This window comes from Pantoea sp. AS142 (assembly GCF_037152305.1).
Taxonomy (GTDB): Bacteria; Pseudomonadota; Gammaproteobacteria; order Enterobacterales; family Enterobacteriaceae; genus Pantoea.
Genome location: NZ_JBBCMO010000012.1, coordinates 1 through 13,834 on the forward strand (window position 1 = coordinate 1; position 13,834 = coordinate 13,834).

Below are 13,834 nucleotides of genomic sequence, written 5' to 3' on the forward strand. Positions count from 1 at the left end.
CTTCCTGCTGGTAAAGCACGGTAAAATAGGCGTTGCTGAGGGCGTTTAATAATTTTTCTTCAGCCTGTTTTGCCTGCGCCTCAGCAGTATTGGCAATAGCAACACCTTTACGCCATCCGGCATATTTACTCATATCAAACAGTGGTTGCCTGACACTGAAATCATAACTATGGTTCGTTACGCCACTTTGGTATTTTTTATCAGGTTGTTCCTGGCGATCCCAGTTTCCTTCAAGTGTTAATGCTGGCAGCATTCCGGCCATGCCCTGCCAGTATTTCTGTTTATCAGCTGCACTGGTCATCAGACTGGATTGTAATGCTGAGTCATACGTTAATGCGGCTTGAGCAGCTTGCTCCAGACTGGTTGCAGATGTGAAGAATGGCACACAGAAGAGTGCAAGTAATGCAATATTTAGGTTATGGGATTTCATGATTTTCGCTGTTTAAAAATCTGTATCAGGGAATTAAACGAGTTCCTGTGCAAAAACATATTTAATTAAATCTGTATTGGATTGCAGTTGAAGCTTACGCATAGCGTTATATTTTTGTGTTGCAACGGTGCTTATACTGCGTTTGCGTGTTCTGGCTATCTCCATTAAGCTATATCCAATGGCGAATAGACGGATAACTTCTGTTTCTGAGGGTGATAAAAGTGTTTGTGCCGGATCTGCTGGTACAGAGAACGCTAAGTTTTTCATCTTTTCTGAATAGTATATGCCTGGATTGGATGAGCAAACCCAGTTGAATGCCTTGACCAAATCATGAATGTCATCGCGTTTATGCACGATAGCATTAACCGGTACCTGTAATATCCCCCTCAAAATAGCCTGGCTTTTTTGTGTGGTAAAGATAATTATTTTTAAATCTGTGTTTTGCTTATGTATCTGTTCGAGTTTCTTCACCCCATTTAAATCGTTACGTTCAAAGGTAAAATAAAAATCTGTAATCAATATATCTGGCATATCTCCCTTGAGTGTTGAAAGTAAATTTTCAGCCTCAACTGGATAATCAATGATGTTCAGATTGGAAACCTCTTTTATAAGTATGTTTCGAATGGAGTAAAGAATAAAAGGGCTTTCATCAGATAGACCAACCCTAAGCGTCCTCTTTCCCTGGGGTATATTCACAGATAATCCTTTTCTGTAGATAAAATCTTAAAATGGGCCCCGCAGAGCCCTGCTGTTTACTGGTAACTAAGCGTGTACGTTGCTACTGCATTGGCCGTGCCGGGATCAATTTTGGCCGCTGTCTGATAATAACGTGCATAGAGTGGCACCGTTATTAAGGCCGATGAGAGCGGATAAGTTGCAATGTTAAAGGGGGTGGCGAGTGCAATGGGCTGCTGATTTTCATTCAGGATTTGTACGCCGACACCCCTGGCCGTGGAGGTGGTATTAAGGGCTACCACACCCACATCGGAGAGCCCACTGGATGCATCACCATCGAGTTGCATCATCACGTCAAATTTACCTGAAAGGAGCGCCTCACAATTCAGCTGTATGTTAAACGCTGTTGTAGCACTGGTCTGACCTATTCCTGCTCCTAAACCGCTGCTCGTGTTGGTAGTGTAACTGCCTAACGGTACAGGCAGGTTGGCATCACCCGCAACAGAACAGGTTTGATCTTTAACCGTGATACCTGTTTTGATATTAGTAAAGTTAAATGTTTCATCACGCCCTGATACTAAAGAACCAACATCAAAGGGGTTTACGTAACTTTTAAGTGATGTGGACGGTGACATAGAATTGGATGTCCGAACGATCTGATAAGGCACACTCAGAGAGACATCTGTATAGGTGCCCACGGTTCCGCCGCTGGTTAACGCATAGGTACTGATCTTTATACCTGTCGCAATGCTTGCCACTTCGGTCCCCATCTCACCGCCATAGCCGGTATAGAGAGTTAGTCCATAACCTAAGAGATCTTCTGCAATTGCCTTACGTTTGAAATAGACTTCGCCGATTAATCCATCTGCGTACTGCTGCAAATTATCCATCGCACATTTAAAGTTTGCGATGGCCGTGCCGCTATAAACCACCGTACCCACTGGTACGGCTGCTGAAATATTAATGCCTAACGACTTCATATCGACCAGTGTTCGATTGGTCGTCATTTTACACGTTAACGTCACATCGGTTGATGAACTCACTGCATTAACGTTGAAAGTAGCCATCAGCGTCAGACTTAATATTAATAAAGCAGATCTAATGAAACGGATTATTTTATTTACTGAAATAAAAAGCATGATCTTACCTCGTTAACCCTGATTATCTTTATTTTCGGTGTAAGAAGCGAAACGAACTGGTTGCATTTGATCATTGCTGCATGTTGTCGTCAGTCTCGCCAGTGTCTGATTCTCACTAGAGTGAACTGCACCGGACTCAAGGTTAACCCTACAATTATCATTTACTGTTTTTCCCCATGTAACATGCAGGCGGCTGATATCTTTACTCAGCCTTACATATATCTGGCCGCCCTGTGAAACGGTAGTCACAAGATTGCCATTTTCGTCATTAACTGACGCACCAAAAGGTAAGGCATCGCCATTAGGCTGCTTGGCTCTTATTAAAAGTGGTTTCCCTTTACTGGTTTTATAATCCAGTCTGACCACGGCCCCTTCAACAGGTATAACGCGTTGTTGGGTTGATTCCAGTTCAACATCAAGTGGGATGCCTTTTGGATCGATCGCCAACTCATTTATCCTGTATGGATTAAGATTAGGTACGACTGCTCTGCCGCTTCCGTTTAACACTATATTTGGATAACCAAACACCCGGGCACCTTCGGCATCAGCGGCTGTGACCACAGCATAGGTTGTCGACTGATAGGCGCTAAAGTTAATGCTATCGGGCAGGGCAACAACCGTTCCGCTTGCGCCTCCCGAGGTAGAATAATAGTTCTCACCCTTGGTATATGACGCTGTCAGCATGCTGTAAGGCGAACGATATTGCCCACTGACTGAACCTGATTTTTTATTATCAATATCACGTGCAGCACCCACGTTATAACTATATTGGTCATTCTCACCCAGAATGCCATTAACTGCAGTTTGCGCGGTCACACCATCTTTATTATGTATAGCACTTCCGCTTACATAATTTTTACTTTCGCTGCCAAGTGGTATCGAGAAGTCGAGTGATAGTTGCGTATCATGTCCACCGGTTGAATATAATAATCGGTTTGCTGACAATGTATAGGATACGCGACCGATTCTATTATTATAACCTAACTGAAATTGGGTATTTGTACCGGTGTTGTTCCAGTAATTTTGAACGAAACCAGTAAGATATATATTCCCATTTGACTCTCCAAAATTTTGGCTGGCAGTCAGTGAAAAGCGTTGTTTGGGCCGAGAAAGATAATTTGTCCCGTTATTTTTATTCTTTTTAAAGTAGTTATTAATTTGCAATGCGTTGTCATAGCTGTAATAGCCTGATGATGAAAATCGGTAAGCTGCGAGGGTGAAATTTGTGTCAGTCTGAGCAACTTTTTTACTGTAGGTTGCGCGATAGCTCACACCCTGCTTTTTCTCATCGCCATATTTTGTCTGAGCACCGGTAATATCCAGAGAGATAGCGCCAATAGGTAATCCAAATGCACTCCCCAACAACGCTGAGATGTAGTTGTCTGAACCCAGGATACCCGTATAGCCGGTCAGGCTATTCGTAAAGCCATGCTGAATGGTGTCCTGATAAACAGAAGGCGTGTAGACCATATTGTCTTTACGCGATACACCACCCGTCATAGAGTAGTACGTCATACCGGGACGCTTCAGTCTGGTCATGGCTGCGTAAGGCACTGAAAACCGTGTTTCACTGCCGTCAGCTTCTTTTACAGTAATATCCAGATCACCACCGTAGCCTGTAGGATAGAGATCGGCAATGTTAAAGGGACCTGGCGATACCGTCGTCTCATAAATTTTACTGCCGTTTTGCGATACAGTTACCTGGGCACTGGTACGGGCAATACCACGAATTTCAGGTGCGTAACCGCGTTGTGAATCAGGCCACATTTGATCGACAGTGGATATCTGTGCACCGCGGAATGAAAGGGTATCGAAGAGTTCGCCACTGGTGTTCCCTTCACCCAACAGCAAGCGAGACTTTAGTTGTGGAATATCGCGCTGAACATAGGTGTTAATAGCATTGTAATGATGAGACTCATCACCTTGCTGGCGTCGCCAGCTCAGTGAGCCGTCATGGCGAAACATCCAGCCGCTAAGGTTAAAACCTGCCAGGGCTCGTCCATAAAAAGAGTCATATTCACGTCCGTCATTAACAGAACGGTAATAATTAGTGTCATAGTTAAGTGTGAATGCCGTTTCGCCTTTATCCCAGAATTCGGGTGGGACATAGCCACGCGCTGAACGCAGCAGATAAATTTGTGGAATTGAGATATCCATCTGCATATCAGCAGAGTTGATCGCGGCATGGCTCTCTTTAATCACATCTTCGAGAGCGATACACTGCTTGCCCAAACGTAACTCTTCAGCTTGTTCAGAACTGAAAACGGTATCTTTAATTGAGAGACTTTTTACCAGATCATAGGAAAGACAGACCTTAGTGCCGGCTGCCTCACGTACAACCTGAACATTTTCACGACTAAGTTGGCGACCATTTAAAAAGATATCCAGCGTATAAACGCCGGGATCAATGGGGTTGCCTGTTGCATAGCGGGAAACATCAACTTTTACACCTGGCAAGTTTTTTACAAAAGATTCATCAAAATCATAGGTTTTTTCAGCAATCGCGGTTTGGGTTGTTGCGGTCAGAAACAGCGACATAAAAGCGCGATAAATAATCCTGCCAGTTGGTTTATTTAAAGAGACTATCCTTGCCATCATAATTTCCCCTGGTTAATTACTAAAAACTATTCATTTAGTTTACTTTCAACCTTACGTGCTGCACCAAAATCATCCAGATACAGATAGTTAAAAGTCTTTTTTATTTTATTTGTACTCATGCCTTTCATCGGGAATTCTTTAGTTTCGCCTGGTGCGAGCATCTCTCCTTTTTCACTGGTTAATTTGCGACCCGCGTTGTCTTCTGCATTAATCTGTGAAACGTTAATGTAAAAAGGCGAATTATTAGTTGCAGACAGAGAGATAGACTTTGCACCATGGTGCCATACAAGACCTGACGCAGCGTTGTTGGCTTGCGCTTGATCGAACTGCGCCGGACGATAAAAAAGCTTGATACGATTGCGGATCGCCATTTGCAGCTGATTCTGATTGACCAGACTTTTTTCTCGAGGGGGAATATCCAGAACATTGAGCCAGAAAATAGACTCTTTTTCGGTGGGTAGATTAGCGCCAGTAAAAACTATACGTAATGTTTGCCCTTTATTCGCCTCCATACGAAAAACCGGAGGTAATATAACGAAGGGAACATTTATTTTATCTACGGCTTCATTAGGATTACCGTTATCAATCCATGCCTGAACAAGTGCGGGCTGATCGCCCCGGTTATCCAGCCGAACCGTAACCTCTTTTTCTGAAGCGGAATAGATTACCCGGGTGCCAATGATAGTTACGCTGGCAAATGCAGACGACATCATTGCACACGCAACCAGAATGGAGATGAGACAGTTTAAGCTTTTTTTTTTCATAATGTTAACAGAAATGATGAAGAGGAAGAGTGGTGAGGGCATTGCCCTCACCATAAACAATTACAGGTAATTGATTGAATAATTGACTGTTGACGCAACGGTACCCGCTTTTGCAGCGGCGGTTGCATAGTACTGAGCAGAGTAAGACAGATTACCCGCACCCTCTGTCAGAGCGACGGTTGCAGGAGCGGTAGACTGCTCGGTGCTGCCCGCATTGATAGCTTTGTTAGCGCTGTCCAGCAGCTGCAGATCAACCCCTGTAGCGGTACCAGTATTGGTCAGACGTCCGTTAGCATTTACCCCCGCGCCCTGCTCGAAGTAAGCATAGACATCACCGGTTTTTGCAGAACAATCGCTCAGCGCCAGAGTGAAGCGGGTATTGCCAGCAACAGCGCCAGCCGCATTTAGCAGACTTGCAGCAACTTTTGGCAGGGTTACAGTTGCTGTGCTGCTTCCGCCGTTAACGCTGACAGTACAGGTCTGAGATGCAATGGTGCCGGTGAAGTTAATTGTGCCATCTGAAGCTTCAGCTGCACTAACCTGAGCTGCTGCTAATAGCAAAACCATAGCAACCATAGATATCTTTTTCATATACTTTCCTTTGTATAAAATAATTAACGACAAGTAATTATGAGCGGTTGCACATTATGGCAATGGCTCATTCCTGCCTGGAAAAGTTATTCTTATCCTGGCAAATCAAAACAACAGCAGGCCGAAAACCACGGCTGCAGCGATGCCGACAATACCCATGCCAAATGCAGAACCACTTATTGGGTTTGCAGCAGGTACTGAGTCAGGGCGAACCCACTCAGTTTTTTCACTTGAGTCTTTGCCTAGCTGGTTAAAGAAGTTTAAAATTACCGAAGTTAATGAACCTCCACTAACTTCTTGAATTTCATTGTTATTCAATTCGCGCATGATATTTCCTTATGCTGTAATTACTGGTGCAGTGGCATCAAACTGGTTTTCAACAATCTGATTAAACCAACCCACAGTGGAGTCCCAGCCATTTATTGCACCATAAAGTGCACCATCAATCAGACCTACAATCGCACCAACAATAAGACCGGCAGCGCCAGAGATAATCCCTGCACCCACTACACCACCGGCGCTACCGCCGCTCATAGCCCATTTCAGACCGAAAGCAGTGAGACCGGTAACGCAACCTACAACTACAGAACCGATAAAATCAAAAAAACCTGCGCCTGAAACGTTTCGCATTTCAATAGAGGTTAACTCTCTCATTTATATCTCCAACATTAATCAATTATTAATTTGTTCAGTGTTAATTTTTTAAAATGCCGCTTCAAGCGAACGGCGCTATTAGATTCGGAGACCATAAAAATTAAAATAGTAAAATATCCATAATTAATATTCACGGCGGCCGCCACTAATGCCTGGAGATGCTGGTAATTTACAATGTGTTTACATTCATCGCAATTTAGAGTGTGGAGTGAATCTGTTAGTGTCGGGATATTTATTTCTGGCCGCTATTGATGTGTTCTTTTACATTCCAGCTTTACCACATTTTGAAAATATGAGAATGGTGCACATTCCTGAGATAAAAAAGCTTTGGGGTTAATGAGTGCAGTCTATTTAGAAGTCCCTGGAAGGAGGGGTGTTCTTCATATGCAACCTTAGGTAAAAGCGGTATGAATAGAGCAAACAGTGGTTATGGTTTTTAGTCTAATTTTTCTATAAATTATAGAATATAAAACTATATGTTGATGATTTTGCGATTTAAGTGTCTGTTATGGGAATGCTGTGGTTTAATTCATGCCATCAAATGCTTTTATGTTTTTCTGATTTTACGGAGGAATTAACAATGATTCCATTATGATTAACCGCTTATCAATCATGACATATATTGAAAGTCCCACTGCATTCATATGTGCTTAATTTAGCGAGGTGGTAACATGAATGTTCAAATGGCCATGATTCATTCCTTTGTTGGGAAAAAAGTTATAACACTATCAGTAAGACTCCACTTGTTAGTTTTATCTACTGATTAATAGGCTTTTTAGCGGTAAAATATCTGGTTTTTATGCCACTAAGTGGTTTAATAATCTTCCTTTTTGCATGTTTATGGTGTTGAATTTTAGCGTGATGGTTTTACTATAGTGAAACCAATAACGCCCTATTCTATGGCTCATATTTGGGGGGGAGGGCCAGAGATCATCAATACACCAGGCAAAAAAAGAGACTATAACAAACGGATTTTTACTAAGTTTTCTACTAATCACTAACCCTGTGTTAGTTAGATTGAGTTAATTATTATGTATAGAGTGACTGAAAATCATGAACGGATCATCAATGCGCTAGCCGGGTATACTCAGGTTGCTAATCCAGATGAGATTTCGCGCGGCAAGCGTCGTTATCATCTAACGAAAGATAATGTACGCCGGGTTATGTTCATTCTTGATGGTGATTTCTTACTCAAATTAAAGAGCGAAAATAAGGTATTGAATATCTTATCAGCTCCCTTTGTTGTTGGGGTTACTCCAGCACTCGATGAACCCCCCGTCTATCTGGAAAGAATTGATTATGGAAAGGTCAGCTTCATAGATTACGATGTGTTCTGGCGGTTGGTATTTGAGAAAGAACTTTTCAATGATGCAATGTCCATTCTATCTGGCCAGTACTCTGACCTGATGAACTACATTCAGCTGCCTAAAAGTAACTCTCATGATGAGGTGATTTCTTTAATTGGCCGTTGGGAAAAGTTGCCACCGCACCTAAAGAAGCGATTTTCAGCACTTTACCTGATTGAAAATAGTTCGCATCTTTCTAAAAGCTCCATTTGCAGAGTACTGAAAGAGTTAAAGGAAAAAGGTGAACTGACCCTGGTTAATGGAAAATTTATCTGATTAGTTTTTTATTACAACTTTTGAGATGCTTAAGGCAAAAATGGATTTTAAAGTCGTTTGTACAAATGAAAACTACTTCTTTCGGCTGGGCATCTCAAAAATTATTGAGGAAGCACTGTTATCTGATGCCTCTGTAGAGTTCTTATCAGCTTATAATACGCAAAGCTTACGCCAGGCGGACATCATTCTGATTAGTGTTGCTCAGTGGCGTCTCTATATGTGTCAACCTGCCTATCGGGATCGGAAGCCCGGTAGCATTATAATGGTGTTTGTTGAGGATGTAAGCGACATCATTACGGAGCAACTGCCTGTATGCTATCGTTCTTTAATTATTATCTCACGCAGCGATTCTGTCTCTGATATTTCCGAAAAAATCATCCGATTCTGGCTGGAGAGTCAGGATAGCATAAAAGGTTTTTTACCTTCCGATTGCTCACATTGTGATTTTGCGCGTATTACTGTAGTCCAGTTGCAGGTGCTGAGTTTTTTAAAGAAAGGGTATAGTGTGGGTCAAACAGCTAAACGTCTCAATCTTTCAGCTAAGACGATCTATGCTCATAAGTACAATGTAATGAAAAAGTTTTCGCTGAGTGGTGATATGGAATTTAATGCTTTCATCAATGATTTGTCGTTGCTTGAGCTTTACAAAGGCATTATTGACTCAGATAAGGCTTAACCATCAATTCGGCCACTTTTTATAGTAATTTTGCGGAGTAAATAGTCATTTATGACAATCGGTTGCCCTGTGACGTGATACATGATGGCCTTCATAAGTTGTCTTCTATGGCCTGGGTGCTATGAAGTTTTCATGAAAGAAACTCGTATATAAAGATAAATCTCTGTCTGTTCCCTAAAAAATGGTTACAGCAATCATGTCAGGGATGATTATGTTACTCCCTATCTATATGTACAGTAACTAAGTCCTGGCAGCACCCAACCTTCATCTTCCCGACACGTTCCACTCAGGTGTAGATAGTAATAAATGCTCTCAGCCTGTGCTGATACTCAACTATTCGTAAGAAAACGCAGGAATTATCTAGACACAATCGGGAATGATCTACCGGGTACTCTCCTTCATCTGGAATCGCCAGTATTAAGGACCACTCACTGCATCCGTCATCGCCTGGACTGCTGTGTACCATTATGTGTCATTTATACTCACCTGAGCCAGGTAGCGTGAAGCTTCTAATAGGTAGATCAAATTAAAAACCAGCGTCAATGCTGGCTTCTGTTTTTTCAGGATTATTTCAGGATAAAAACACGATCTACATTAATTTCACTGTATCCATCATCGCGATCGACCTCACCGATAATCCGTACTCCTTTCTCAATCAGATAATGGTCATCGTCATCTATATCAACACGAATACGGCCGGTCGAATCTTTTAACCAGTAGTGGCCATTATCGTCGCGGCCACTGATCGTCCCTGTGACCGTTACCTGGTTATCATCACGCATCCTTTTCGCCTCAGCAACGGGTGACTTCCTGGCGGGCATACGCCGAGCCTGAGCTGATCAAGGCCGGTATTATCCATAATATTTTCTTCATTCACTCCTCCTGTAGCACGCATCTTTTACCGTTTTTTTAGAAACTAAAACGGTAGCCAGCGTTGATCTGGCGCTGGTTGAAGCGATTTCCATCTACCCAATCGGCTTCGACGAAAAGGGTATGGTTACTGATTTGCGCACTGACACCGACAGCGTTATTCCAGCCATTACCCTTAAACGAGAGACGTTCATCTGAGCCATTCAGAGCATAAGCGGCATCACCGTCAAACTCGCGTAAAACGCCTGTTTTGACATAAGCATTCAGTTTGTAATTGTTCTGATTGACTTCATAACCTGCCAGCATGCTGGTTCTTCCCATCAATGATGTATAACCTGAGAGATTGATGTTGAGACCATTTGAGGCCTGTAAAGAGGATCCATCCTGATGACCCACCGTCAATTGCAACTGGGGCTCCAGGTAAAACCCGGCGAGTTTTTCAGAGAAGCTGAATTTTTTCCCTGCTTCGAGTGACCCACTCAGGCCTGATGATACGCCATTGCCGGATATGCGATTATTCTGTGTATCGCTGACATCAAACTGATTCCTCAGGCGGTTAAATTTCATCACGCCGTCCAGATAGAAACCGGTGTCATTCAGCCATGTGGCGTAGAAACCAACGTGTTCAGATTTGGTGGTGCCATCACCAGCGCGATAATGAGGTGAACCCTGAGTTACTCCCATGAACAAGCCCAGATACACCGGCAACTCATCTGACAGACGTTTATCTACCCCAAACTGATAGCCTGTGTAGGTCATGCTGAAGTGACTCAGCTTACCATTGGCAAAACCGCTGAAGCGGCCATCCATGCCGCGCAGCCACACATTACCGGCGGTTTTACCCTGGCGCACATCCCCCATACGCTGCATCAGGGTCTGCATTTCGGCATAATTCATCAGATAGCCGATGTTGAGAAAGTTAGCGCTGGCATTCGCCGTGCTGGTGATGGTTGAACTATTATTTTGCCCTGCTGGCGTCGTGGGTATCCCGGCATCCTCAGCGAAAGCGGGCGGGACAGTGGCATTATCTTCCGATGTTACGGTCTGTTCATCTGACGAAGGTATTTCGGGTGCTTTTGGCGAAGAGAGCACCCAGTTAGTACCCTGTTTGTTGACCGAATAGATATAGCCGCCCAATTCAACGTTGGCATTGCCCCTGAAAGACGCGACGCCATCGATAGTTTCAACAACGGTCAGTATTTCATTGCCTGTGGTGACGGCACTGCCTCGGTTGAGAATGTTGAGGCCGTATACACCTGCACTGCTACCCGTCACCACAATTTTGTCGCCACTGTTGTTTACACCTTCATCATCCCCTGCCAGATGGGTTCGTAAGGAAAAGTTACCGCTACCGCTGAGGTTGGCGATGGTCAGAGTGGAGTAGGTTGCATCGTCCGTTGCAGCTGAAAGGTCGACCAGCGAGTTGCTTAATATCAGGTTATCGAGATTAGAGCTTTGACTAACGTTCCAGGTGCTATTGGTTAGATTGACGTTTAAATGGCCGCCATTCATCTTATCGCTGGCGGCGCTACCTGACCAGAGTGAACCCGACTCTAAGTCAAGATCGATCAGTCCGGCCAGCGACACAATACTGCCGGTGATCTCCGCTTTGCCTTGGGAAGCGATAACACCTGGCTCAAACCCTTCGCTGTATAGTGTGGCTATCGCTACTCCTTCCGGGGAGGCCATATTGATAGAGAGATCTCCTGTCAGGTTGGTCTGTCCACCATTCCAGGCAACCACACCTATTGCTGTCTCTGGGCCGGTTACGGTGATGTTTTCTCCATTAATTACCCCCCCCTGCAGAGACCAGAGACCTCTGCCAACCCTATCTGAGTTTTTAAGGACAACATCCGTGTTTGCCAGGTTAATGACAGCACCTGTCGACTGGGCTGATACACCATAGCCACCGGACTGAATGGTGTTGCGTTCCTTTTCAGAGCCTGAAAAGTTGACCGTGACGTTATTATCCATCGCAACAAGACCACCCGTCTGCGTTGAAGATATCACGCTACCTGCGCCGATATTTATCAGGCTATTTTCTCTGGCTGAAATGCCGGGTGAGGTTGTGCCAGAGGTACTGATTGTCAAATGATCGGCAGTCAGTTCGCCAAGGCTCCAGATGCCTGTAGAGATGTTACCGGTGGTGATAATGGTTGAGTTGCTGCCCAGATCAACCGAGCCATTATCCTGAATGTTGACACCCTGAGAGGCATTGCCGAGGGTATTGATGGTCAGTGCTTCTGCTTTCAGCGTTGCTGCGCCGTTAAGTGCATCACCACTCAGCGTATCTACCTGCACAGCATGACTGTTCGTACCGTTGGTCTGTATATTACTGCCATTACCCAAATTAACATTCGAGCCGTAACCGCTGACGCGCAGGGCAATACCGTTGGTGCCCTGAGTCGTCATTTGCAGTGCATTGGCCTGTAATGAGGACTGATTGCTCACGACCACGCCCTCTGCGTAAGCCACACCTGACCCGATCGAGGTGACTGAACTGCCCGATCCTAAACTGGCAAAAACCTCTTTCCCGCTCAATTCAAGAGCAACGGCGGATATGCCTGATGCATTAATAATCAATTTATCAGCAGTGAAGTGACTCTCTGCAGCCTGGATAAAAATACCTTTAGCGTAGTGATCGGGATCTTTCACCGTAACCGTGCTGCCCGTACCGGCAGTCACTTCAGCGGCGGTTGCGCCTGTTACCAGAATGCCATAGTAACCATCGCCAGTTGACCGATCGGCAATTAATATGGTGCCATCTGTCAGCGTAACATCTCCGCCTCTCAGACTTCCGACTACAGCAGCAGAACTGACCAGGGGTAACATACTTATTCCTCCGGCTAGCACCATCGCTTTTACGCGATTCTTTGAGTCAGGATTGTTATTCATATCTGTAACTCTTCCTTAAGTTTTTATTAAAAGGCTAAGGGTTTCGGAAGTTAGTGGAATAAGTTTTCTATTCTATGCTTCTTAATCTGACTTAGACTGACACGAATTAGGTGTGTTATTTATTTAATCCATTAATAACAGGGTTTTATTAAGGGCGGCAGGATTATGCAGTGTGGAATTGAATTATGCAAAGGGAGTGAAAATATGTATCTTCTGACGATAAGTTAAAAGGTAAAAAGTATCATCACGGAATTTCTATTAAAAATTAAGATGATGTGTTAGCTGTGACTCGTGAAACATTGTTATTTTTTATTACTGTCGTTCTCTTTTGGGAGTTATTTGTTGTCATTCGTGTGTGGGGGATATCATTGCTAGCAGCAATACAGCTTGTTAAGAGAGAGTTTAGTGACGGGGTGCTATCATTATTACAGGTCTCGATACACCTCCGCGTTTCAGAAGTCAGTTGACTAAAAAGGGGGCTTTAGCTTTTCCTTCTGAAAGCGGGTGTTATAGAACCAGTTAATAAAGACGCTGAACGTTATTGCGTCTTGAATCGTAGCCAGGTGAGCATCAGAAACGCAGTCTCGCCGGCCTGAAGTGAATGTTGAGAGAGGGTTAAATGAAAATCGTAAACAGAATAACAATCTCTACCCTGTTGCTGGCCACTCTGCAGATGAGTGCCTGCACACCCCACAATGCTGAATCACCGCGCCTGACAATGCGTAATCCCGCGAGCGAATGGTGCGTTCAGCGCGGCGGACAGCAGGTGCAAGAAGCATCATCCAACGGCAGCACACTCTATTGCCTGTTACCATCAGGAGAAAAGATTGAGCAGTGGGCATTGTTTCATCGCGATCATCCGCAATAATCATTTTCTCAATCGCCTCCCGGCTGACAGGCTCAGATCAAAAACATTAGAA

General features: G+C 44.1%; 13 protein-coding genes. 3 read left to right on the top strand and 10 right to left on the bottom strand.

Annotated elements, in window-relative coordinates; genetic code table 11:
- The 8 genes from WFO64_RS19055 to WFO64_RS19090 form a co-directional block, all read right to left on the bottom strand.
- A partial coding sequence (locus WFO64_RS19055) for a TolC family protein (protein WP_337013610.1) occupies positions 1-430 on the bottom strand: 430 nt, incomplete at its 3' end.
- A gap of 33 nt (positions 431-463) precedes the next feature.
- The gene (locus WFO64_RS19060; RefSeq protein WP_337013611.1) at positions 464-1,126 is read right to left on the bottom strand and encodes a response regulator transcription factor; all 663 of its coding nucleotides are present in this window, start codon (positions 1,124-1,126) and stop codon (positions 464-466) included.
- A gap of 56 nt (positions 1,127-1,182) precedes the next feature.
- Positions 1,183-2,244: a fimbrial protein gene (locus WFO64_RS19065; RefSeq protein ID WP_337013612.1), complete on the bottom strand. Its 1,062-nt coding sequence runs from the start codon at positions 2,242-2,244 to the stop codon at positions 1,183-1,185.
- A gap of 12 nt (positions 2,245-2,256) precedes the next feature.
- Complete coding sequence (locus WFO64_RS19070) at positions 2,257-4,842, bottom strand: fimbria/pilus outer membrane usher protein (RefSeq protein WP_337013613.1); 2,586 nt, start codon at positions 4,840-4,842, stop codon at positions 2,257-2,259.
- 26 nt (positions 4,843-4,868) lie between these two features.
- The gene (locus WFO64_RS19075) at positions 4,869-5,648 is read right to left on the bottom strand and encodes a fimbrial biogenesis chaperone (protein WP_337013614.1); all 780 of its coding nucleotides are present in this window, start codon (positions 5,646-5,648) and stop codon (positions 4,869-4,871) included.
- A gap of 18 nt (positions 5,649-5,666) precedes the next feature.
- Complete coding sequence (locus WFO64_RS19080; protein ID WP_337013615.1) at positions 5,667-6,197, bottom strand: fimbrial protein; 531 nt, start codon at positions 6,195-6,197, stop codon at positions 5,667-5,669.
- Between the two features lie 105 nt (positions 6,198-6,302).
- Positions 6,303-6,524 (bottom strand): hypothetical protein, encoded by a 222-nt coding sequence (locus WFO64_RS19085; protein ID WP_337013616.1) that lies wholly within the window; start codon positions 6,522-6,524, stop codon positions 6,303-6,305.
- Between the two features lie 9 nt (positions 6,525-6,533).
- Positions 6,534-6,851: a hypothetical protein gene (locus WFO64_RS19090; RefSeq protein WP_337013617.1), complete on the bottom strand. Its 318-nt coding sequence runs from the start codon at positions 6,849-6,851 to the stop codon at positions 6,534-6,536.
- Positions 6,852-7,882: 1,031 nt separating this feature from the next.
- On the opposite strand from WFO64_RS19090, the gene WFO64_RS19095 reads away from it, so the two are divergent.
- Together WFO64_RS19095 and WFO64_RS19100 are read left to right on the top strand one after the other, a co-directional pair.
- Positions 7,883-8,473, top strand: a complete 591-nt coding sequence (locus WFO64_RS19095) for a transcriptional regulator (protein ID WP_337013618.1) — start codon at positions 7,883-7,885, stop codon at positions 8,471-8,473.
- Positions 8,474-8,513: 40 nt separating this feature from the next.
- A complete protein-coding gene (locus WFO64_RS19100; protein WP_337013619.1) occupies positions 8,514-9,149 on the top strand; it encodes a helix-turn-helix transcriptional regulator in 636 nt (211 codons plus the stop codon).
- A 566-nt stretch (positions 9,150-9,715) separates the two neighbouring features.
- Here WFO64_RS19100 and WFO64_RS19105 read toward each other — a convergent pair.
- Together WFO64_RS19105 and WFO64_RS19110 are read right to left on the bottom strand one after the other, a co-directional pair.
- Entirely contained in the window at positions 9,716-9,931 is a 216-nt protein-coding gene (locus tag WFO64_RS19105) for a NirD/YgiW/YdeI family stress tolerance protein (RefSeq protein WP_337013620.1), read from the bottom strand.
- A 127-nt stretch (positions 9,932-10,058) separates the two neighbouring features.
- On the bottom strand, positions 10,059-12,851 hold the full coding sequence (locus tag WFO64_RS19110; protein ID WP_337013621.1) for an autotransporter outer membrane beta-barrel domain-containing protein: 2,793 nt from the start codon (positions 12,849-12,851) through the stop codon (positions 10,059-10,061).
- Between the two features lie 682 nt (positions 12,852-13,533).
- On the opposite strand from WFO64_RS19110, the gene WFO64_RS19115 reads away from it, so the two are divergent.
- A complete protein-coding gene (locus WFO64_RS19115; protein WP_337013622.1) occupies positions 13,534-13,782 on the top strand; it encodes a putative hemolysin in 249 nt (82 codons plus the stop codon).
- The last annotated feature ends 52 nt before the right edge of the window (positions 13,783-13,834 follow it).

What these genes read in the sequence shown, in the direction of transcription:
- WFO64_RS19065 (WP_337013612.1), bottom strand. Translation starts at nt 2,244, where the DNA reads ATGCTTTTTATTTCAGTAAATAAAATAATCCGTTTCATTAGATCTGCT.
- WFO64_RS19070 (WP_337013613.1), bottom strand. Translation starts at nt 4,842, where the DNA reads ATGATGGCAAGGATAGTCTCTTTAAATAAACCAACTGGCAGGATTATT.
- WFO64_RS19075 (WP_337013614.1), bottom strand. Translation starts at nt 5,648, where the DNA reads ATGCCCTCACCACTCTTCCTCTTCATCATTTCTGTTAACATTATGAAA.
- WFO64_RS19080 (WP_337013615.1), bottom strand. Translation starts at nt 6,197, where the DNA reads ATGAAAAAGATATCTATGGTTGCTATGGTTTTGCTATTAGCAGCAGCT.
- WFO64_RS19085 (WP_337013616.1), bottom strand. Translation starts at nt 6,524, where the DNA reads ATGCGCGAATTGAATAACAATGAAATTCAAGAAGTTAGTGGAGGTTCA.
- WFO64_RS19090 (WP_337013617.1), bottom strand. Translation starts at nt 6,851, where the DNA reads ATGAGAGAGTTAACCTCTATTGAAATGCGAAACGTTTCAGGCGCAGGT.
- WFO64_RS19095 (WP_337013618.1), top strand. Translation starts at nt 7,883, where the DNA reads ATGTATAGAGTGACTGAAAATCATGAACGGATCATCAATGCGCTAGCC.
- WFO64_RS19100 (WP_337013619.1), top strand. Translation starts at nt 8,514, where the DNA reads ATGGATTTTAAAGTCGTTTGTACAAATGAAAACTACTTCTTTCGGCTG.
- WFO64_RS19105 (WP_337013620.1), bottom strand. Translation starts at nt 9,931, where the DNA reads ATGCGTGATGATAACCAGGTAACGGTCACAGGGACGATCAGTGGCCGC.
- WFO64_RS19110 (WP_337013621.1), bottom strand. Translation starts at nt 12,851, where the DNA reads ATGTTACCCCTGGTCAGTTCTGCTGCTGTAGTCGGAAGTCTGAGAGGC.
- WFO64_RS19115 (WP_337013622.1), top strand. Translation starts at nt 13,534, where the DNA reads ATGAAAATCGTAAACAGAATAACAATCTCTACCCTGTTGCTGGCCACT.